General features: G+C 63.6%; 19 protein-coding genes. 9 read left to right on the top strand and 10 right to left on the bottom strand.

Annotated elements, in window-relative coordinates:
- Positions 1 to 119 precede the first annotated feature (119 nt).
- From ACLFLU_RS18950 to ACLFLU_RS18980, 7 genes are all read left to right on the top strand, one after another.
- A complete protein-coding gene (locus ACLFLU_RS18950) occupies positions 120 to 359 on the top strand; it encodes a hypothetical protein (RefSeq protein ID WP_426413669.1) in 240 nt (79 codons plus the stop codon).
- Between the two features lie 233 nt (positions 360 to 592).
- On the top strand, positions 593 to 3,001 hold the full coding sequence (locus ACLFLU_RS18955; protein ID WP_426413670.1) for a TonB-dependent receptor: 2,409 nt from the start codon (positions 593 to 595) through the stop codon (positions 2,999 to 3,001).
- 305 nt (positions 3,002 to 3,306) lie between these two features.
- Positions 3,307 to 5,868 carry a TonB-dependent receptor gene (locus ACLFLU_RS18960; protein WP_426413671.1) on the top strand — a complete coding sequence of 854 codons (2,562 nt, stop codon included), beginning with the start codon at positions 3,307 to 3,309 and terminating at the stop codon, positions 5,866 to 5,868.
- Between the two features lie 20 nt (positions 5,869 to 5,888).
- On the top strand, positions 5,889 to 6,578 hold the full coding sequence (locus ACLFLU_RS18965) for a Fe2+-dependent dioxygenase (RefSeq protein ID WP_426413672.1): 690 nt from the start codon (positions 5,889 to 5,891) through the stop codon (positions 6,576 to 6,578).
- A complete protein-coding gene (gene exbB / locus ACLFLU_RS18970; protein WP_426413673.1) occupies positions 6,575 to 7,558 on the top strand; it encodes a tonB-system energizer ExbB in 984 nt (327 codons plus the stop codon). Before ACLFLU_RS18965 ends, exbB begins: the two co-directional genes overlap by 4 nt.
- 3 nt (positions 7,559 to 7,561) lie before the next feature.
- Positions 7,562 to 8,023: a TonB system transport protein ExbD gene (exbD, locus tag ACLFLU_RS18975; RefSeq protein ID WP_426413674.1), complete on the top strand. Its 462-nt coding sequence runs from the start codon at positions 7,562 to 7,564 to the stop codon at positions 8,021 to 8,023.
- Between the two features lie 10 nt (positions 8,024 to 8,033).
- Entirely contained in the window at positions 8,034 to 8,825 is a 792-nt protein-coding gene (locus ACLFLU_RS18980) for a cell envelope integrity protein TolA (RefSeq protein WP_426413675.1), read from the top strand.
- 118 nt (positions 8,826 to 8,943) lie between these two features.
- On the opposite strand, the gene ACLFLU_RS18985 is transcribed toward ACLFLU_RS18980, so the two are convergent.
- Together ACLFLU_RS18985 and ACLFLU_RS18990 are read right to left on the bottom strand one after the other, a co-directional pair.
- Positions 8,944 to 10,257, bottom strand: a complete 1,314-nt coding sequence (locus ACLFLU_RS18985; RefSeq protein ID WP_426413676.1) for an MFS transporter — start codon at positions 10,255 to 10,257, stop codon at positions 8,944 to 8,946.
- A 158-nt stretch (positions 10,258 to 10,415) separates the two neighbouring features.
- Entirely contained in the window at positions 10,416 to 11,342 is a 927-nt protein-coding gene (locus tag ACLFLU_RS18990; RefSeq protein WP_426413677.1) for a dihydrodipicolinate synthase family protein, read from the bottom strand.
- A 274-nt stretch (positions 11,343 to 11,616) separates the two neighbouring features.
- On the opposite strand from ACLFLU_RS18990, the gene ACLFLU_RS18995 reads away from it, so the two are divergent.
- Positions 11,617 to 12,417, top strand: coding sequence for an IclR family transcriptional regulator (locus ACLFLU_RS18995; RefSeq protein WP_426413678.1), 801 nt, complete (start codon positions 11,617 to 11,619; stop codon positions 12,415 to 12,417).
- A 54-nt stretch (positions 12,418 to 12,471) separates the two neighbouring features.
- Here the strand turns inward: ACLFLU_RS18995 and ACLFLU_RS19000 are convergent, their stop codons facing one another.
- From ACLFLU_RS19000 to ACLFLU_RS19010, 3 genes are all read right to left on the bottom strand, one after another.
- Positions 12,472 to 12,894, bottom strand: a complete 423-nt coding sequence (locus ACLFLU_RS19000) for a hypothetical protein (protein WP_426414029.1) — start codon at positions 12,892 to 12,894, stop codon at positions 12,472 to 12,474.
- A gap of 79 nt (positions 12,895 to 12,973) precedes the next feature.
- The gene (locus ACLFLU_RS19005; protein ID WP_426413679.1) at positions 12,974 to 13,654 is read right to left on the bottom strand and encodes a site-2 protease family protein; all 681 of its coding nucleotides are present in this window, start codon (positions 13,652 to 13,654) and stop codon (positions 12,974 to 12,976) included.
- 74 nt (positions 13,655 to 13,728) lie between these two features.
- Positions 13,729 to 14,595, bottom strand: coding sequence for a LysR family transcriptional regulator (locus ACLFLU_RS19010; protein WP_426413680.1), 867 nt, complete (start codon positions 14,593 to 14,595; stop codon positions 13,729 to 13,731).
- A gap of 119 nt (positions 14,596 to 14,714) precedes the next feature.
- Between ACLFLU_RS19010 and ACLFLU_RS19015 the strand changes: the two genes are divergently transcribed.
- A complete protein-coding gene (locus ACLFLU_RS19015) occupies positions 14,715 to 15,626 on the top strand; it encodes a DMT family transporter (protein ID WP_426413681.1) in 912 nt (303 codons plus the stop codon).
- A 2-nt stretch (positions 15,627 to 15,628) separates the two neighbouring features.
- Here the strand turns inward: ACLFLU_RS19015 and ACLFLU_RS19020 are convergent, their stop codons facing one another.
- From ACLFLU_RS19020 to ACLFLU_RS19040, 5 genes are all read right to left on the bottom strand, one after another.
- Entirely contained in the window at positions 15,629 to 16,021 is a 393-nt protein-coding gene (locus tag ACLFLU_RS19020; protein WP_426413682.1) for a GFA family protein, read from the bottom strand.
- Positions 16,022 to 16,024: 3 nt separating this feature from the next.
- The gene (locus ACLFLU_RS19025; RefSeq protein ID WP_426413683.1) at positions 16,025 to 17,182 is read right to left on the bottom strand and encodes a serine hydrolase domain-containing protein; all 1,158 of its coding nucleotides are present in this window, start codon (positions 17,180 to 17,182) and stop codon (positions 16,025 to 16,027) included.
- A gap of 32 nt (positions 17,183 to 17,214) precedes the next feature.
- Entirely contained in the window at positions 17,215 to 17,961 is a 747-nt protein-coding gene (locus tag ACLFLU_RS19030) for an SDR family NAD(P)-dependent oxidoreductase (RefSeq protein WP_426413684.1), read from the bottom strand.
- A gap of 20 nt (positions 17,962 to 17,981) precedes the next feature.
- Positions 17,982 to 18,713 (bottom strand): SDR family oxidoreductase, encoded by a 732-nt coding sequence (locus ACLFLU_RS19035; protein ID WP_426413685.1) that lies wholly within the window; start codon positions 18,711 to 18,713, stop codon positions 17,982 to 17,984.
- Between the two features lie 136 nt (positions 18,714 to 18,849).
- Positions 18,850 to 20,679, bottom strand: a complete 1,830-nt coding sequence (locus tag ACLFLU_RS19040; RefSeq protein ID WP_426413686.1) for an IlvD/Edd family dehydratase — start codon at positions 20,677 to 20,679, stop codon at positions 18,850 to 18,852.
- Positions 20,680 to 20,712 lie beyond the last annotated feature (33 nt).

The following is a 20,712-nucleotide window of genomic DNA, read 5'->3' on the forward strand; positions in this document are numbered from 1 at the left end:
CGCAGCTTCGATGTTTCGGATTGATCGCAGTTAGGACGGTTCTAAACCGGCCGCCTGCCGTTTCGGTTGTCAGGAAAATCAGCGTCGTTCATATCGGCCCGCCACAACTGGAGCATATGATGGACGAGCTGAACGGCAAGCTGATCGCGTGTCAGATTCTGATCACGGGGTTGATCGCGCGCGTCGCCAATGAGCAGCGCGATCCCTTGCGCTTCCTCACCGACTTTCGCGACGAGATCAAAGCCGTCGTCAACGGCGTCAACATCGCGGGCGTGGACAATTCCGATCGCGTGCGTGCGACCGCGCGGCGCACCGTCGACGAATTGTTCTCGCTGATGAAGCCGCCGAGCAGCGACTGACGACTGCGCAAAATGATGCGCGAGGACAAGCGCTGCTGTGACTGGCTGCTTCAATGTGTCGCGCGACGTTTCATCATTTCAGATTCGAAATTCTAGAATCGATTTGAACTAGAGCGATTCAAGAGGTCGCGCGCGCCTCCTCGCATTGACCTGATTTTTCGTGATCGGTAGCACCGTCTCATCGTTCGTCGCGCATGTTGCGTATCGACGAGTTTGGATTGGGGTGCGTTGGAATGGGGCTGGCGGTGGCTCCGCGATCGTTGCGTGCGATCGCGGCAAGAAATTCATTTGAGCTCGATGGCAATTCCGGCAAGGCGGTGTCGGCCGTTGCCGGCCTGATTGCGGTGGCGTCGGTGTCGAGCGGCGCGCAGGCGCAGCAGTCGAGCCTGCCGCCGGTGAATGTCGATGCGCCGGTCGAGCGTTCGCGTCCGGCCGCCTCGAAGCCGACGCCGGAGCAGGTCCGTGCGCGCAACGCGCTTCGCCGCGCCGCGCAGCGCCAGCAGGCGCAGCAGCAGGCTGCCGCCGCCGCACCGGCGCCGGCCGGCGCCGTCGATCGCAATCCCTATGCCGATCCGGCCGCGCCCTACAAGGTCGACCACGTCCAGGCCTCCGGCAAGTTTCCCGAGCCGATGCTGAACACGCCGAAGACGATCACTGTGCTCAGCAAGGAAGTGCTCGAGGACAAGAACGCGACGACGCTGAAGGAGATCGGGCGCTCGACCGCCGGCGTGACGCTGGGATCGGGTGAGGGCGGCAACGCCTTCGGCGACCGCTTCTTCATCCGCGGCTTCGATGCGCGCAACGATGTCTTCATCGACGGCATCCGCGATCCCGCCGTGTCGATCCGCGAGAACTTCTTCACCGAGCAGATCGAGATTTTGCGCGGACCGGCATCGTCCTATGCCGGCCGCGGCACGGCCGGCGGCGCCATCAACATCGTCACCAAACAGGCCGGCGACGTCAACTTCAAGCGGATGGATACCGAGTTCGGCACCGACAGGACCAAGCGCGTCACGCTTGACGTCAACCAGGTCGTCGATCCCTCGTTCTCGGTGCGCACCGGCGGCCTGTTCCAGGACGCCGATGTCGCCGGCCGCAATTACGTGACCGACGATCGCTGGGGCACGTTCCTGTCGACCAAGTACACGCCGACCAACGACATCAAGATCACGACCAACTACGTCCACACCGATCTCAGCGGTCTGCCCGATTTCGGCGTGCCCTATTACAAGCAGGGCAACGTGCCGGTGACGTCGGCCGGCATTCCGCGCGGGACCTGGTACGGCTTTCTCAACCGCGACTTCCAGACCGCGCGGCAGGATTTCGGCACCGCGACCGCGGAGTACAAGGTCAACGAGGCCATCACGCTGAGCAGCAAGGTGCGCGGCGAGCATTCGCTACTCAACTATATCGGCACGCTGCCGCAGAACCCGGTGACGGCCAGCCCGAACCCGCTGCTCTGGACCACGACGGCGAGCGCGCAGAGCCGCTACCAGACCGTGGATGTGTGGGCCAACCAGAACGAGGCCACGTTCAAGCTCGACACCGGCGGGGTCAAGCACACCGCGGTGTTCGGCGTCGAATACACCAACGAGAACATCTCGATCGACCGTTATTCGGGTCTTGCATCGGAGCTGGCCGGCTCCGGCTTCACGAGCAGCGGGGCTCTCTCGGGGATCAATCTCTACTCCCCTCAGTCCACTTATGTTGGTGGCTTCGGCACTCCGTCGCTGACGGGCAACCCGACGCGCTATGGCGTCAACACCAGCAGCGTCTACGCCATGGACACCGCGAACTGGCAGGACACCATCATCGTGAACGGTGGCATCCGCTATGACGGCTACAACATGAGCTCGTCGACCAACACGGCCTATCTGAAAATGAACTCCGATCTGGTCAACTACAACGTCGGCCTGGTCTACAAGCCGATGTCGATCGGCAGCATCTATGCGGCCTATGCGACCTCGGCCAATCCGTTCGGGTCGGAGCTTGACGCAACCGGCACCGATTACGGTGGCGTTCCCGCCAACACGACCGTTCTGCTTGGGCCTGAGCGTAACAAGGCGGCCGAGGTCGGCACCAAGTGGGAGCTTGCCGATCGTCACCTGCTGGTCGGCGCAGCGCTGTTCCAGACCACCAAGGACAATGCGCGCGAGACCAACGCCGCGGGCCTGCTCACATCAGGCGCAGCCTACAAGATCCAGGGCATCGACATCGAGGCCGAGGGCAAGATCACAGATCGCTGGAGCATCTTCGGCGGCCTGGTGCTGATGCAGTCCAAGGTCACGCAGAGCAACATCGCCTCCAATCTCGGTCTGCAGCTCGCCAACGTCGCGCACCAGTCGTTCAGCATGCTGACCAAGTACAAGTTCGACGGCGATTGGGAAGTCGGCGGCCAGGCGGTGTATCGCTCCAAGGTCTATGGCGGCACGTTCGCGGCCAACACCGGCAACGAGCTGCCGAGCTATTGGCGCTTCGATGCGTTCGTCGAGAAGAAGATCGACAAGAACTGGACCATGAAGTTCTACGCGCAGAACCTCACCAACAAGCTCTACTACGACACGCTCTATCGCAGCGCCGTGCCGTTCGTCGCGGTCGCGCCGGGGCGGGCGTTCTATCTGATCACGACGGCCAAGTTCTGATGAAGTTCTGATTGCGCCGATCCAAACCCGGGATGCCTGCCACGGCAGGCATCCCCAGCTGTTTTGCAATGGATCGCGATGCGCGCCATCCGCTTGGTACCAGTTTTAGAACGCTTACAAACTTGAGTTTTTAGAACGGTTTAAAAACTGGAATGCGCACGCAAGTTTAGAATCGCTATGAAATTGATGGTTCGTATCGCAGTGTTGCCGTGATCGCGTTGACCCCCATAACCACGCCCGATAGCACCAATGCGTCGCGTTGTCGCAACGCGACGATTGGAAGCATAAGCACAGTGGGGCGTGTGATGGGCGTTACGAGAACACCGCGATCGTTGCGTTCGGTCGCGGTTCGGAAATCATTTGGCAGCAATCTCGATGGCGCGACCGGCAAGACCGTGTCGGCTGTCGCGAGTCTGATTGCGGTCGCGTCCGTCTCGACCGGCGCGCAGGCACAGCAATCGACTCTGCCGCCCGTGAACGTCGACGCGCCCAAGGAACGCCCGCGCTCCACTGCGGCGAAGCCGACGCCCGAGCAGATCCGCGCCCGCAGCGCGCTACGCCGTGCCGCACAGCGTCAGCAGGCCGCAACAGCGCCCGTCGTCAACCCGAGCCCTGGTGCTCCCGACCGCAACCCCTATGCGGATCCCGCCGCGCCATACAAGGTCGATCACATGCAGGCCTCCGGGAAATTTCCGGAGAAGCTGGTCGATACGCCGCGATCGGTGACGGTGCTGTCGAAGGAGGTGCTGGAAGACAAGGGCGCCACGTCGCTGAAGCAGGCGATCCTGAGCACCGCGGGTGTCACGCTCGGCACCGGGGAGGGCGGCAATGCCTTCGGCGACCGCTTCTTCATTCGCGGCTTCGACGCGCGCAACGACATCTTCATCGACGGCATGCGCGACGCCGGTGTCAGCGTGCGAGAGAACTTCTTCACCGAGCAGGTCGAGATCCTGCGCGGCCCGGCATCGTCTTTCGCCGGCCGCGGCACGGCAGGTGGTGCGATCAACATCGTCACCAAGCAGGCAACGACGGAGAAGAGCTTCTACAACATGGACACCACGTTTGGCACCGACCAGACCAAGCGTGTCACGCTGGACGTCAACCAGGTCGTCGATCCGACATTCGCAATTCGCGCCGTCGGCCTGTTCCAGGATGCCAAGGTCGCGGGCCGGGACAGAGTTATCGACAACCGCGACGGTGCTTTCGTTGCCACCACCTGGAAGCCGACCGATGCGATCAAGATCACGAGCAATTACATCCACACCGAATTGACCGGTATTCCGGATTTTGGCGTGCCGTACTATCGGCCGAGCACGTCGTCGACATCAGGTGGTCCGTTCCCAGACTTTGGTGTCAACCGCAACAATTTCTACGGCTTCGTCAATCGCGACTTCTATCGAACCGGTCAGGACATCGGTACGGTCAACGCCGAGGTCCAGATCACGCCCGATCTGATGCTCAGCAACAAGATCCGGGAGTCGCACCCGACGCAGAACTATATCGGTACGCTTCCGGAGTCGCCGACGCTCGCCGCGGGAGCTCCGTTCACGGCCTATACGCTCACGGCCAATCCGCAGAGCCGCTACCAGGCCACCGACGTGTTCGCCAATCAGACCGAGGCGACCTACAAGTTCAACGATGTCGCCGGCTTCAAGCACACCCTGCTTGCCGGCATCGAATATGACAGAGAACGATCCTCGATCGATGGCTATACGGGCCTTAGCTCCGAGATCACGACGGGGACGACGCCGTTCACCGGCGGTGGATCGACGTCCGGCGTTAGCGTCTTTTATCCGCAGGCTACGGACAATCCGTTTCCGATCCCGGGAGGCCTCACGGGCAAGCCAACCAAGATCGGCATCGACACCACCAGCGGGTACGTCGTTGATTCCGCCAACTATCGCGATTTGCTGATCCTCAACGGCGGTTTTCGCTACGACGACTACAGCATCAAGGCATCGGGATACTCGACGGCTGGCGCTTTTGGTCAGCAGTCGGCGGAATTCCTGATTCCGAGCTTCAATCTCGGGCTCACGTTGAAGCCTCTGCCGAATGGCAGCGTCTATGTGGCCTATGCCACGTCTTCGAATCCTGTCGGCGCTGAGTTCGACGGCACCAGCACGGCCTATGGCGGCATCAACCCCACCTTGGCTGGCGGCAACACCCAGATCTTCGGGCCTGAGAAGAACAAGGCGATCGAGCTCGGCACGAAGTGGGAGCTGTTCGACCGTCACTTGCTGGTGACGGCGGCGCTGTTCCAGACCGAGAAGGAAAACGCGCGCGAAGCCCAGAATGTCAACAGCGTAGCTACTGCGGCCGCGGTTCCGGGCTGTACCTACAATCTGGCGCCGGGGTCGGGCAACGTGTCTTGTATCACTGCTGGTGCGGCCTACCGGATTCGCGGTATCGATCTCGGCGTAGGCGGCAACATCACCGACAAATGGAGCCTGTCCGGCGGCCTCGTGTTGATGCAGTCGGAGGTGACCAAGTCGCTGGCGCCGTCGGCCAATATTGCGCTTTATCCGACGAATGTCGGGCGGCCGCTCGCCAACATCGCGCATCAGTCGTTCAGCTTGCTCTCGAAATACCAGTTCAACGATATCTGGGAACTGGGCGGGCAGGCGGTGTACCGTTCGCAAATCTACGGCGGTACCTTGCTCGCGGCCAACCAGGGTACGTCGATCCCGGGCTATTGGCGATTTGACGCGTTCACGGAAGCGAAGATCAACAAGAACTGGCGATTGAAGCTGGCCGTGAACAACATCTTCGACAAGCGCTACTATGACGCGCTGTATCAGAGCGCTGCGCCCTTCGTGCTGGAGGCACCGGGACGTGCCGCTTATCTGACGATCTCGGCGCGCTACTGATGGAGACATAACGAGGTGCCATGCTGACATGCATAGACAGCGTCCTGAGCAAAGATGATGTGGCGGAGTTCCGCCGCATCATGGACGCCAGTGAATGGGAAGACGGCCGTTCCACCGCGGGCGCGCAGTCAGCAATGGTCAAGCGCAACGAGCAGTTGCCGCCGGATGGCGAGGTCGCGCGCAAGCTCGGCCACCGCATCATCTCGGCGTTGACGGCAAACCCGCGATTTCTGGCAGCCGCGATCCCGCTCCAGATCTTTCCGCCGCTGTTCAACCGCTATGCGGCGAACAGCGGCCACCATTTCGGCCTGCACGTCGACAACGCGATCCGCGGCGACCGGCTGACCGGCCTTCGCATCCGCACGGATCTTTCGGTCACCCTGTTCCTCAGCGAGCCCGAGGAGTACGATGGTGGCGAACTTGTGATCGAGGACACCTACGGTTCTCATGAAGTCAAGTTGCCAGCGGGGGACTGCGTGCTCTATCCCTCGACCAGCCTGCATCTCGTCACCCCGGTGACCCGGGGGGCGCGGGTTGCGTCTTTCTTCTGGCTCCAGAGCATGATACGGGACGATCAAGCCCGCAGCATGATCTTTGACCTCGACACCGCCATTCAGGCGCTGGTGGCACGGATCGGGCGTGACGATCCCGAAACGGTCAAATTGACGGGTATCTATCACAACCTCATTCGCACCTGGGCCGAAGTATGAAGATCACATCTTTCCAAGCAAGCCTCGCTGCAGCCGTGCTGCTGACGGCCTCCTGGCTCGCAACTCCTGTTTCTGCCCAGACACAAACCCAGCCGGCCGCGCCGGCACGGCCCGTTGCGGCACCGGCGCAGGTGGCGGCTCAGCCGGCTCCGGCCGCTCCCGCAGTCACGGCACAGCCTGCGACCCCCGCGGCTGCTGCTCCCGTGGCCGCGACGCCCAGCGCGCCGGCGACCGAGGCTGCCGTGGTCCCGGCATCCGACGTTGCGCCGAAGGCCGGCATCGCGCCGGCCATGAAGGAATTGTCGCCCTGGGTGATGTTCATGTCGGCGGACATCATCGTGAAGGCGGTGATGATCGGACTCGCCTTCGCCTCGCTCGTGACCTGGACCGTCTTCATCGCGAAGTCGATCGAGCTGTCGGTCGCGTCCGCCAAGTTGCGTTCGGCGTTGAAGAAGGTCGCGGAGGTGCGCTCGCTTGCCGAAGCCCAGATGGCGCTCGGCAGCAAGGAGGGCATCCTGCCGTCGTTCCTGGCGGCCGCGCTGCGTGAGGCGCGGATGTCGGCCGGCCTATCCAGCGACACCGGCATCAAGGAGCGCGCGGCTTCGAGCTTCGCCGAGATCGTGCGCGCGGAAGCACGGCGCATCCGCATCGGCATGGGCGTGCTCGCGACCATCGGCTCGACGTCGCCCTTCGTCGGTCTGTTCGGCACGGTGTGGGGCATCATGAACAGCTTCATCGGCATCTCGAAGTCGCAGACCACCAACCTCGCGGTGGTCGCGCCAGGCATTGCCGAGGCGCTGCTTGCTACGGCCATCGGCCTCGTCGCGGCGATCCCGGCGGTCATCATCTACAATCACTTCTCGCGCGTGACGAAGAGCTATCTCGAGCTCGTCAGCCGCGCCTCGGGCGCTGCCGGCCGGCTGTTGTCGCGCGATCTCGATCGCAGTCACGGCAGCGCGCATTCGCGCGCGGCGGAGTAGGCCATGGCAGTTTCGCTCACCGACAACGATGACGACGACGATTTCTCCGAGACGCATGACATCAACGTCACGCCGTTCATCGACGTCATCCTGGTGCTGCTGATCATCTTCATGGTCGCGGCACCGCTGTCGACGGTCGATCTGCCGATCGACCTGCCGACGTCGAGCGCGACGCCGCAGAAGAAGCCGGACAAGCCGACCTATGTCAGCATCAAGCCCGATCTGACGCTCGCGATCGGCGAAAACGCGGTCAAGCGAACCGACCTGGTCAGCTCGCTCGACGGGATCGCCGACATGAGCAAGGACAAATACGTGTTCCTGCGCGCCGACAAGGCCGTGCCTTACGGCGAGTTGATGGGCGTCATGGAAATCCTGCGATCCGGCGGCTATTCTCGGATCAAGCTGGTGGCGCTCGAAGCACCTCCTGGGGCGGCCGGGCCGGCGCAGGGAGCGGTCCACCCCTGATGGCAGCGCGATGTCCGACCCTTTGATCGAAGCGAAACCATCCCGGCGGCTCTGGATTCTGGCCGCGATCGCCGCGATTGGCCTGCATCTCGGCGGGGCCGCGCTGGCGCTCGCCAACCTTCGTGCCGACGACGGCGACGACGGCCTCGGCGCCAACGGCGCGGAATACGCCGTCGAAATGACTTCGCCGAAGCTGCCCGAGACGGATCTGCCGCCTGGCCCGGACAGCGAAGCCTCGCAGTTCCAGCCACAGCAGATGCAGCAGCAGGCCGAGGTCCACGAGACCGATCTTCCGAAGGAAATACCTCAGGAGGCCGAAGACCCGGACCGCCTCGTCACCGAGAACGACTCCAAGAAGCCGGTCGAGGACACCACGAAGGTGGCCAAGGTCGAAACCCAGGCGGTCGAGGAAATGCCGAACGCCCAGGAATCGGCGAGGCAGGCGCTGAACGAAGACGCGCGCGAGGACGAGAAGGCGGCTGCACCCAACCAGGGCATCGGCAAGGACCTTCGCAAGCTGACGGCCGAATGGGGCAAGCGGATCAGCGCCTATTTCGAGATTCACAAGCGCTATCCCAAGGACAAGAGCAAGACGACGACGGTCAAGCTCAACCTGGTCCTGAACCGGCGTGGCAATGTCGTTTCCGTCGACGTCGCGGAGTCGTCAGGCGATGCCGCCTTCGACGATGCGGCCATATCCATGGTGCGCCGTTCGGACCCGGTGCCGGTTCCACCGGCCGAACTGACCGACGATCAGTTCTCTTTTAACCTGCCGGTGAATTTCAAGAAACCGGCGAAGTAGCCGGGACGGTGAACTTTCAAGACGCCTGAATGGTTGCCTCGCTCAAGGCGCCATCGCCGCCCGGTTTCGGACGGCGATGCGCTTGTCTTCCGGTCGTGCGGGCTCAGTTCCGGATGCCTCAGCTCAGCCTTCGTCCCGCCGTTTCCGTCGTCGCAAGCACACAGCCAACGGTAATTGCGCAGCCTGTCATGAGGAAGACCGAGATCGGCCAGGAGGCGCCGCCCGCCTGAGCCACGAGGAAAGTGGCGATCATCGGCGTCAATCCGCCGATGATATTGGCGAGTTGGAAGCCGAGCGAGATGCCGGTGTAGCGGACGCCGGTCGAGAAGCTTTCCGAGAAGAAGGCCGGCTGGACCGCGAACATGGCCGCCAGCGCCACGGCATAACCGAAAACGATGGCGAAGAAGATCAGCACAGGATTGGCGGTGTTGATCATCCAGAACAGCGGGAAGGCGAACACCGCGGCGAGACCGGCGCCGAACAGATAGACGGGCCGCCGGCCGATCCTGTCAGAGAGTGCGCCGAACAGGGGCACCGTGACGATGCCGAGACCGCTGGCCGCGAGCAGCGCGATTAGCACGTGCTGGGAGGTGAGGCCGACCGTGCGCGTGGCGTAGGATAGCAGGAAGCCGATCACGAGCCAGCCCAAGATGATCTCGCCGGTGCGCATGCCCATGGCGATCAGCACCGGCTTCTTGCCGTTGCGCAAAATCTCCATGATCGGCGCGCGTCGCTCAGCCTGCGGCTTCCGCGCCGCAGCCTCGAACACCGGGCTTTCATCGACCTTGCTGCGAATGAACGAGCCGACCGCCAGTAGCAGGATGCTGATGAGGAATGGCACGCGCCAGCCGTCGCCGTTGAGGCTGTCCTGCGGCAGGAGGGCAAATACAAGCGTCGATGTAAAGAGGCCGATGACGTTGCCAAGCTGTACGAACGTTCCGAAGAAGCCGCGTCGATTTGCGGGCGCATATTCCACGATCATGGTGGCGGCGCCGCCCCATTCGCCGCCGATGGCAAAGCCTTGCAGCAGACGCAGCAGAATGATGATGGCCGGCGCCGCCAGCCCGATGCTGTCGTAGCTCGGCACCAGCCCGATTGCGAAGGTCGACAGGCCCATGATCCCGAGCGAGGTGACCAGCGTGGCTTTGCGGCCGAAACGATCGCCGAAATGTCCGAACACGATGGCGCCAAGCGGACGCGTCAGGAACGGAATCGCGAGCGTCGCATAGGCCGCCATGATGCCGGCGTAGGGTGACAGCGTCGGGAAGAAAACCCGCGGAAACACCAGCGCTGCCGCTGTGCCATAGATGAAGAAGTCGTAGAATTCGATCGTGGTGCCGACGAGGCTCGATCCCACGACGGTTGCAAGCTTCGAGCGGCTGCGCGCAGGTATGTCGATCGCTCCATCGGCGACGAGATTCTGTTCGCTCATGTTTTCTCCCCTGATGTTTTGCTTGTTTCGATGAAAGGGCGCGGCTTGCCCGCCCAATCGTTTCGGTCAACGGGACAGCCGCTCCCGTCTGCCCGTGAGGGCAGTCGAGGCGACGTTCGATTTGGCGTTGGTTCGCGGCGGGCCGCGCCCCGTGCGCGTTAGATACCGAGGCCCTTCAGCGCCAGGTCGATCGCCTTCTTCTGCTCGTCGCTCACCTCATCCATCGGCGCGCGCGGATAGAAAAGGCCGAGCCCCTGGCGGTGCTGGATGTATTTCACGCAGGCCGGCAGATTGTCGTGACGCAGCACATTCCAGAGCCGGTTGAGCTTGTTGTGAATGTCGAGCGCGGTGTCGTGGTCCTTGGCGCGCACGGCGTTCCACAGCTGGACGCATGTACCGGGCAGGGCGGCGGTCAGTGCGCTGATGGCGCCATGGGCGCCGAGCGCGAAGGAGGGATAGAGCAGGGCGTCGATGCCGGAGAGCACGACGTTGCTGGGCGCGACGCTGCCCATGAGGTCGGAGACCGACTTGAGATCGCCGGAGCTCTGCTTCATGCCGATCACGCCGGGCACCTCGCGCATCACGCGAAGCATCAGCTCGACGCTGAGATAGTTCCAGGGGATCACGTTATAGATGAGGATCGGAATCCCGGTTTCCTCGTAGATGGCGCGGAAATGCTCGACCGTGTTCTCGGCGCTTGGCTTGAACAGATAGTGCACCGGCGTGATCTGGAGCGCGGCGATGTCGAGATCGCGCAACGCTCGCATGCGTTCGATCGCCTCCCGGGTGCTGTTGACGATCAGCCCGACGATGAGGGGCTTGCGGCCGGCGAGGGCGTCGTGGCTCGCATGCATGACCCTGGTGAATTCGTCTGCGCCGAGCGTGTGGCCTTCGCCGGTGCTGCCGCCGACCACGATTCCATTCACGCCTTTATCGATCGCGAAATCCACCTGCTCCTTGATGGCGGAGAACACGATCTCACCATGCCGGTCGAACGGCATGGTGAACGGCGGCAGGATACCGGTCAGGACGTTGCGGAGATTGGTGGCTTTGGCTTTCGGCTTATCGAGTACGGCTGTGGACACATTGCGCTCCTCTGATGGCGGCTACGGTCAGGCCTGGAGGTGAGCGCCTTCGCCTTTCCCGTGAGGTTGCCCTCGATCGGAGGAGGCGGTGGTGGCGAGCGCTTCCTTCAGGGACGGTCCGTCCGTCCGCTTTTGACTTTTGAACGCGACTACCGTTGCGGCGGATCGGCCGGCTGTCAACCAAATTACGGAATTGTATCCCGACATATGGGATAAGATAGAAAATTTTGCCGTCTTATCCCACATGTGCTAATGCTATCCCGTTATCCGGAATATGGTGATCAACCTGAATAGCGACCTACCCCAAACCACCACGCGCCCGGACGAGGGCCTAAAATCCCTGGTCAAAGTCGTGCGTATCCTCGACGTGTTCTCGCGCACCGCGCGCGCGCTCTCGCTGGCCGAGATCTGCCAACGCACCGGTTATCCCCGCAGCACGACCCACCGGCTGCTCTCGTCGATGCGCGAGGCCGGATTGCTCGATCAGGATCGCAATCGTGACCGCTATCGCCTGGGCTTGAAGTTGTACGAGCTCGGCAACACGGTGCTTGCCAATATGGACCTGCACCGCGAGGCGCGGCCTTATGTCGAGGCGCTCGGTCGCCTGACCGGTCAGGTCGTCCATCTCGCAGTGTTCGACGGACGCCATGCGGTCGTCATCGGCAAATCGGAGTCCCAGATCGACGCGACCTCAGGGGCGTTCCTGGAATCCGCACCTGCCCACTGCACCAGTGTCGGCAAAGCTATCCTGGCGCATCAACCAGAGGCCGTCCTTGAGACTTTCCTCGCCGAGGGGCTTACCCGCTTCACCGACAGCACCATCACTGATCCCACGGCATTGCGGCAGGAACTGCAACTAACGCGCAGCCGCGGTTACTCGATCGATCAGGCCGAGCATCAGCCGGGCCTGAATTGCGTGGGGGCCCCGATCCGGGATCTGTCGGGTCGGGTCTTCGCCGCCGTCAGCGTCAGCGGCCCGGCCTGGAAGACGCCGTTGAATGAAGTGGGACGGGTTGCGAAGATCGTGATTTATCACGCCGACGCGATCAGTCGCGCACTTGGCCACGGGGCATAGAGCCCACTCGTCGAGTGCTGCGTCCACGGCGCAATGAGACCGGGACAATCATGTCTATCGCCAGTAGAACTTGATCCCGACATAGACCACGACCAGGCAGGCGAAGATCAGCGCCACCGGGAGGGGGCGCTTTTCGGTTCCACCAAGCATCGTCGCCCCGAACATGGCGGCCTTCTTCGGCTTGGGGGCCGGGCGCCGGAAGGCGGTAACATTGTCCGCCACCGGTTCGGCCGGCCGCGTGCGGACGTCGGGCGGGTTCCCGGCGCCACCCATCTCCAGATAATAGGATTTGTAGACCTCGGCGATCGTGGCCTCGGCTGCCTCGCCCTCGCTCATCCGCTCCAGCAGCTTCTTGTAGCCATCAAGGAAGCCCTGTGCGTCCGAAGGCAGCGCCGACAACCCATTCAGCTTGGCCATCATCTTCCAGGTGGCGAAATCAGCGCGGGCACGGGTATCGGCGCGTCGCGCGATCAGCATATCGGCAGCTTTGACCAAGTTGGCCTCTAGCCCTTCGGCTTTGTCTTCAAGTGCAGGATCTTAGACGGTACCGCTTCAACTACGCATTGCCGGTCAGCAAGAGAACAGCTTGAATCACATAACCGGTCAACGTTCGCAGTATTGCTGAAATAACATCAAGATTTAGACCGAACTGGGAACCCGCCAGCGGCAGCAGGATCAGAAGCGCGATCAGGATCATCATGCCGTACGGCTCGAGTCGTGACAGGGGCAGGGCGAGTGGCCGGGGCAACAGCCCGACCGCGACCCGCCCGCCGTCGAGCGGCGGGATCGGCATCATGTTGAAGACCGCCAGCACCGCGTTGATCAGCAGCGCATTCTTGAGGTTGTCGAATATCCATTGCGCCGAACTGGCGGGTGCCCAAGGCAGCGCATGGAGGGCGAGGCCCGCGACGAGCGCCAGCAGGATGTTGGTGACGGGGCCGGCCAGGGCGACCCAGACCATGTCCAGCTTCGGATTGTTGAGGTTGCGAAAGTTCACCGGCACCGGCTTGGCGTAGCCGAACAGGAACGGTGAATGTGCAAACAGCAGCATCGCCGGCAGGATCAGGGTGCCGAACGGGTCGATGTGGCGGAACGGATTGAAGCTGACACGGCCGAGCTGCCAGGCGGTGTTGTCGCCGAGACGGTGCGCGACGAAGCCGTGCGCGGCCTCATGGAAGGTGATGGCGAGCACCAGCGGCAGCACCCAGACGGAGAGGTCATAGTAGGAAATGTTCACGTTGCATCTCGCCCGGTTTTGCCTGTCGCCTTGCAGACGACCTGGCCAAACCGGCGGTGCAGCAACGCTTCAGCTCAACATAGGGTGGCCGGTTCCGAAATGCCACGCTGCAAATGATCGGCAAGCAGTGCCGCCGGGCGCGACAGATCGCGCGCGCGGTGGAGGCGGATGTCCGCCATGGGCAGCGGCGGCAGGCCGTCGCGCGGACCGAGGGGGCGAAGACGGGGCGGCAGGGTGCCGGCCTTGACCACGGTGACCGCAAGTCCCTGCGCCGCGATCGATTCCACCGCCGCCAGCGTCCGGCTGACAAAGGCGAGCCGCCAGGGCCGGCCGGCGCGATCGAGGGCGTCTGCGGCCCATTGGCGAAACAGGCAGCCGGGCGGATAGAGCGCGACGGGCAGGGTGTGCTCTGCCGTGGCGCGGCACGCGGCGGCGGCCGCCCAGATGGCCTGCTCACGCCGCAACAGTTCCCCATCGCCGCGACCTTGCGGATGCATGGCGATGACGAGGTCATAGGCCTCGCCGAGCCGGGCCGGCATGGTCGCGGTCAGCCCGGTCTCGATCTCAACCCGCACCGTCGGATGCTCCTTGGCAAAGCTCGCCAGCAGGGGCGGAATGAAGATCGTGCCATAATCGTCCATCACGCCGAGACGGATGACGGCCTCAGGCTTGCGTGCGCGCATCGCGCCGACCGCTTCTGCATGGAGCGTAAGGATGCGCTGCGCATAGGCACGCAGCTCATGGCCCGCGGCGGTCGGCACGACGCCGGCACGGCCGCGCTGAAACAGTCTAGTGCCGAGCCGCTCCTCGAGGCGCCTGACCTGCACGCTCACCGCCGACTGGGTGCGGTTGAGCTGATCCGCCGCACGCGTGAACGAGCGATGCTCGGCGACGGCGAGAAAGGCCTTGAGCAGATCGGGATCGAGGTCGGGCGCGGTCATCACCAAACGTTATCTCAGCATGATGGAAATTCCATTCCCAGTTTCGGCACGGCCCGTATGCTGTTCGTCCAGTGCTGTTCGTCCAGTACTGTTCGTCCAAGCGTTCGACGGGAGGGATTGTGGGCGAGATTTTTGGCGTTCTGGCTGCCGTGCTGTCGAGCGCGCTGGGCGGCACCTCGATCGGTGCCACGCGTTATCTTGTGAGCAGCATCGATCCGCTGGCGATCGGCTCGTTCCGGTTCGGGATCGGCTTTCTCCTGCTGCTGCCGCTGACATGGGTGCGTGGCGATCGCTGGCCGGGGCGAGGCGACTGGGCTGCGGCAATCGGGCTCGGCATCCTGTTCTTCGCGCTGTTTCCGATCCTATTCAACGCATCGCTGACTTTCACGACGGCCGCGCGCGGCGCGCTCGCGCTCTCGACACTGCCGCTGCTGACGTTGGTGATTGGGGCGGCGCTCGGCAGCGAAGCCCTGAGCTGGCGCAAGTCGATCGGCGTCGTGGTGGCAACGCTCGGCGTTGCCGTCGCGCTGCTCACGGACCTGAGCTTGGCGCCGTCAGGCGCCTGGCGCGGCGATCTCCTGATGATGGCGGCTGCGCTGTGCATGGCGCTGTACGGCATCTGGTCGAGGCCGCTGATCCGGCGCTCCAGCCCGATCGCCTTCACCACCATGAGCATGGCGGTGGGCGCCGCTTGCCTCATCCTGCTCTCGTGTTTCCGTGGCAGCTTCGCGCCGGTCGCAAATTTCGGCACGCCGCAATGGCTCGCCGCGCTCTATCTCGGTGCCTTCGGCGCGGCACTGACCTTCTATCTGTGGGCCTTCGCGCTGGAGCGCACGACGCCAACGCGCGTGGCGATCTCGGTGACGGTCAATCCGATCACGGCATCGCTGGTCGGCGCTTTGTTGCTGAACGAGCCGTTGCGCTGGAATCTGGCGGCCGGCATCGTCGCAGTGTTCGCCGGGATCTGGTTGGCCACGACGGCGGGTCGGCGCGCCCAGGCCGCCGGCATGATCGTTTCAAACCGGCTCTGACCCTACGTCGGGATCGTCGTCTCATATTGCCGCAGGCCGTCGTCCAGCTTCAGCCAGGCGAGCTTTTCCGAGACCCAGATGTGCTCGGTCGGCGTGAACGCATTGCGGTCGTCGAAGGTGGTCAGCGCGACGCCCGCCAGCGTGCCGTTGCGCCGCCAGGAGAACAGCCGCGTGCCGCAGGTCTTGCAGAACACGCGGTCGATGTTTTCGGACGAAGCGTAGCGGCCGGTGTCACCCTCGACGGTCAGCGCCTTCTGATCGAACTGGGCGCGGGCGAAGTAGGGCGAACCCATCGCCTTCTGGCACATGCGGCAATGGCAGATGCGGACGTTCAGCGGTTCGCCTTCCGCCTTGAACCTTACCGCGCCACACAGGCATCCACCTTCCCGGATCATGGCTCAGGCCACCCGCCATTCGCTGACCTGGCGCGCCATGTTCCAGTTGAGCTCATCGAGGTCGCCATCCATGTTGGTGTTCGGCCGGCTCACATTGGTGAAGGCGGCCCAGCAGAAGCCGCCATGGGTTCTGACCGCAATGGTGCTGGTGCCGGGCAGGCTGCCATTGTGCCACCAATTGCCTGACTTGTTGATGCAAAAACCCTTGGCGTAGTCCGGACTGTAGCTGGGCGCTGTCGTCATCACCTCGATGCTGCGCGGCCGCAGGATGTTCGCAGGCCGCGTATAGCCGTCGACATGCATCAGGAACTGCACGAGGTCCGTCGGCGTCGCGATCCAGCCACCATGGGAATCCATCCGCCGGACGTTCATCTCGTAGGGACTTTCGACCTTGCAGTAATAGGCGACTTCGCCGGCCTGGCGCTGATCGCGGGTGTTGCCGGCGATCGTCATGTCGGTGACGCCGCAACGGCCGAGCACCTCGGTGCGGACATGCTCGGCGTAGCGCTGGCCGGTGAGCTTCTCGATGACGCGGCCCAGCGCGCAATAGCCGAAATTGGAGTAGGCGTAGTGTTGCCCCGGCGGACGGTCCAGCGGCCGGTTCGCCAGCGTCCAGGTGATGAGCTGTGCGTGGTCCATGTGCGGATGCGTGAACATGGGATCGCGGTTGTCGTTAGTCCAGCCGCCGCCGGTGTGCGTCAGGAGGTTTTCGAGTGTGATCTGGTCGATGCCGGGCGAATAGGGCGGTGCGCCGTAATCGGTCCCGAGCAGCGCACCGGGGCCGAACACGCGGTCTGTGAGCTTGACGCGGTTCTGCTCGATCAGCTGAAACAGCGTGACCGAGGTGATCATCTTGCTGACGCTGGCGATGCGAAACAGATGCTGCGGCGTGGCTGCTTCATTCTGCTCGCGATCGGCAACGCCAAAGGCGGCCTGATGGACGATCGCGCCGGCATAGCCGATCGCAAAGGACAGCGCCGGCACCTCGAACTTGTCCATGAAGGTCTGCGCCAGCCGGCCCATCGCCGTGTGCTCGGCCGGCGAGGGCGGGCGGATGCTCGGCGGGTTGGGTGCGAGCTGCGCCAGCGCACCGTGCGAAAGCCAAGGCAGCGCGCCTGCGCCCGCTGCGAGCTTCACAAAATCCCGACGTCCTAGGTCCATGATCCGCCCCCCTCGGGCGGCCAATCAATGCCTCAGTAGGTCGCCCGTCCCCCGGAAATATCAAAGACCGCGCCGGTGGAGAAGGCACAATCTTCGGATGCAAGCCAGGCGGCCATCGCGGCGAGCTCCTCCACCAGCACGAAACGCGCTTTGGGGATTTTCGACAGCATGAAATCGATATGCTGCTGTGTCATCTGGTCGAAGATCGCCGTCTTCGCCGCCGCCGGCGTCACTGCATTCACGAGAATGTCATGGGCGGCGAGCTCCTTGCCCAGCGACTTCGTCAGCGCGATCAGGCCGGCCTTGGACGCAGAATAGTGCGACGCGTTCGGATTGCCTTCCTTGCCGGCGATCGAGGCGATGTTCACGATCCGCCCGTATTTCTGCTTAAGCATAGTGGGCACGATCGCCTTGCAGACGATGAAGGGACCGTCGAGGTTGATGCGCAGCACCTTGCGCCATTCCTCGATATCGGTCTCCCAGACCGGCTTGTTGACGCCGGCGATGCCGGCATTGTTGACGAGGATGTCGATCTTGCCGAAGGCGGCGAGCGTCGCGTCGCGCGCCTGCTCGACGCCTGCGGTGTCGGTGACATCGACCTTGAAGACGCGGACGTTGTCGCCGATGACCTTCGCCGTCTTCTCGGCCAGCGCGGCATCGAAATCCCAGATCGCGACCTTGGCGCCGGAGGCGACGAAGCGTTCGGTGATGGCGCGGCCAAAACCCTGCGCGCCGCCGGTGACGACAGCGACGCGGCCGTTGAGATCAATCTTGTTCATGAGATGTGATCTCCCGGACGTCAGAGCATGTAGCCGCCGTCGACGACGAGGTCGACGCCGGTGGTGAAGGCGCTCTCGTCGCTGCCGAGGTAGATCGCCATGTTGGCGATTTCGTCGGCGGTGCCGAGCCGGCCCATCTTCTGGCGGGAGATGAACATCTCCTTGCCCTGCGGCCCTTGGGCTGCGGCGCGGTCGAGCATCGAGGGGGTCTCGACGGTGCCGGGGCAGATCGAGTTGCAGCGGATGCCTTTTGTGATGAAGTCGAGCGCGACGGCGCGGGTCAGCAGCGACACCGCCGCCTTCGAGGAGCTGTAGACGTAACGGTTCGCCGGCGGCCGCAGCGCTGCGCAGGACGAGATGTTGACGATGCTGCCGCCACCGCCCGCGAGCATGTCGGGCAGGAAGGCCTTGATGGTCCGGTGCATCGACTTGACGTTGAGATCGAACGAGAAATCAAAATCCTCCTCCGAGCACTCCAGGATGGTGCCGTGATGCACGAAGCCGGCGGCGTTGAGCAGGATGTCGATCTTGCCGATGCGCTTGGCGAAGGCGTTGACGTCTGCGGTGTTGCGGACGTCGAGCTTTGCGGTCTCGGCGATGCCTTCCTTGGTCAGGCCCGCGATGCCGGCTTCGTTGATGTCGGTGGCGATGACGGTTGCGCCTTCACGCGCGAATGCGAGAGCGCATGCGCGCCCGATGCCTGCGGCTGCAGCCGTGATGACGGCGCGCTTACCCTTGAGGCGGTCTGCCATTTTCTTCTCCCTGTTCCTTATCCATTGCCTTCATTCCGGGGCGCCGCGTAGCGGCGAGCCCGGAATCCATAACCACGATCGGGAGTATGGATTCCGGGCCTGCGCCTTGCGGCGCATCCCGGAATGACAAACTGTCCTAATGATTATCCCGCGCCACACCAAAGGTGCCGGCGACGTTCTGGTAGCGCGTGGCGAGCTCCATGCAGGCGCCGGTCGATTGCTGGCCGACGGTGTTGCGGTAGATCTCCTGCCACGGCGTCTGGTTCGGCGGATGCTTGAAGCCGCCATTGGCCTTCAGCTCGGCATGGCGCTTCTTCACCTCGTCGTCCGAGATCAGGATGTTCGCGCTGCCCTTGTTGAGGTCGATGCGGACCTTGTCGCCATTCTTGAGGATCGCGAGCCCGCCATTGGCGGCCGCTTCCGGTGAGGCGTTCAGGATTGAGGGCGAGCCTGAGGTGCCGGACTGGCGGCCGTCGCCGATGCAGGGCAGGGACAGGATGCCGCGTTTGATAAGGGCCGCCGGCGGCTGCATGTTCACGACCTCGGCGCCGCCGGGATAGCCGATCGGGCCGGTGCCGCGGATGAACAGCACGCAGCGCTCGTCGATGTCGAGCGAGGCATCGTCGATCCGCGCGTGATAATCCTCCGGGCCCTCGAACACGATGGCGCGGCCCTCGAAGGCGTTGAGGTCCTTCGGGTTGCTCAGATAGCGGTCGCGGAATTCCTTGGAGATCACGCTCGTCTTCATGATCGCGGAATCGAACAGATTGCCCTTCAGCACCAGGAAGCCGGCGTCCTTCACCAGCGGCTTGTCATAGGCCCGGATCACGTCGTTGTCGGGTGCGGGCGCATCCTTGCAGTTCTCGCCGATGCCGCGGCCGTTCACCGTGACAGCGTCCTCATGGATGCGCTTGTGCTTCATCAATTCGCGTACCACGGCCGGTACGCCGCCGGCGCGGTGGAATTCCTCGCCGAGATAGAAGCCGGCGGGCTGCATGTTGACCAAGAGCGGCACGTCGTGGCCGAATTTCTGCCAGTCGTCGACCGACAGCTCCACGCCGATATGGCGGGCCAGCGCGTTGATATGGATCGGCGCGTTGGTCGAGCCGCCGATCGCCGAATTGATGACGATGCAGTTCTCGAACGCCTTGCGGGTCAGGATGTCCGAGGGCTTGAGGTCTTCCCAGACCATCTCGACGGCGCGTTTGCCTGTCTCGTAGGCGATCTGGCCGCGCTCGCGGTAGGGGGCGGGGATGGCCGCGCAGCCCGGCAGGGAGAAGCCGAGCGCTTCGGCAAGTCCGTTCATGGTCGACGCCGTGCCCATGGTGTTGCAATGGCCGACCGAGGGCGCCGAGGACGCCACGATCTCCATGAACTCTTCGTAGTCGATCTCGCCGGCGGCAAGCCGCTCGCGCGACTTCCAGACGATGGTGCCGGAGCCGGTGCGCTCGCCAGCATGCCAACCGTTGAGCATCGGGCCGCCCGACAGCACGATCGCGGGCAGGTTCACGGTCGCTGCCGCCATCATGCAGGCCGGGGTGGTCTTGTCGCAGCCGGTGGTCAGCACCACGCCGTCGAGCGGATAGCCGTAGAGGATCTCGACCAGGCCGAGATAAGCGAGGTTGCGGTCGAGCGCCGCGGTCGGGCGCTTGCCGGTCTCCTGGATCGGGTGGGTCGGGAATTCCATCGCAATGCCGCCGGCCTCGCGGATGCCTTCGCGGACGCGGTGGGCCAGCTCGATATGGTGGCGATTGCACGGGGAGAGGTCGTTGCCGGTCTGGGCGATGCCGATGATCGGCTTGCCGGACTGCAGCTCGGCACGGGTGAGGCCGTAGTTCAGATAGCGCTCCATGTAGAGCGCGGTCATGCCCGGATTATGCGGGTTGTTGAACCATTCCTGCGAGCGAAGGTGGCGGCGGGTGCCGTTACCGGCGGGCGCGTGCCCATTGGTTGGCTTTTTTGTCATTGGATTCTCCTTCAATGCAAACGCACGGGCCGA

It is taken from the genome of Bradyrhizobium ganzhouense (assembly GCF_049949285.1).
GTDB classification, from domain to species: domain Bacteria; phylum Pseudomonadota; class Alphaproteobacteria; order Rhizobiales; family Xanthobacteraceae; genus Bradyrhizobium; species Bradyrhizobium ganzhouense.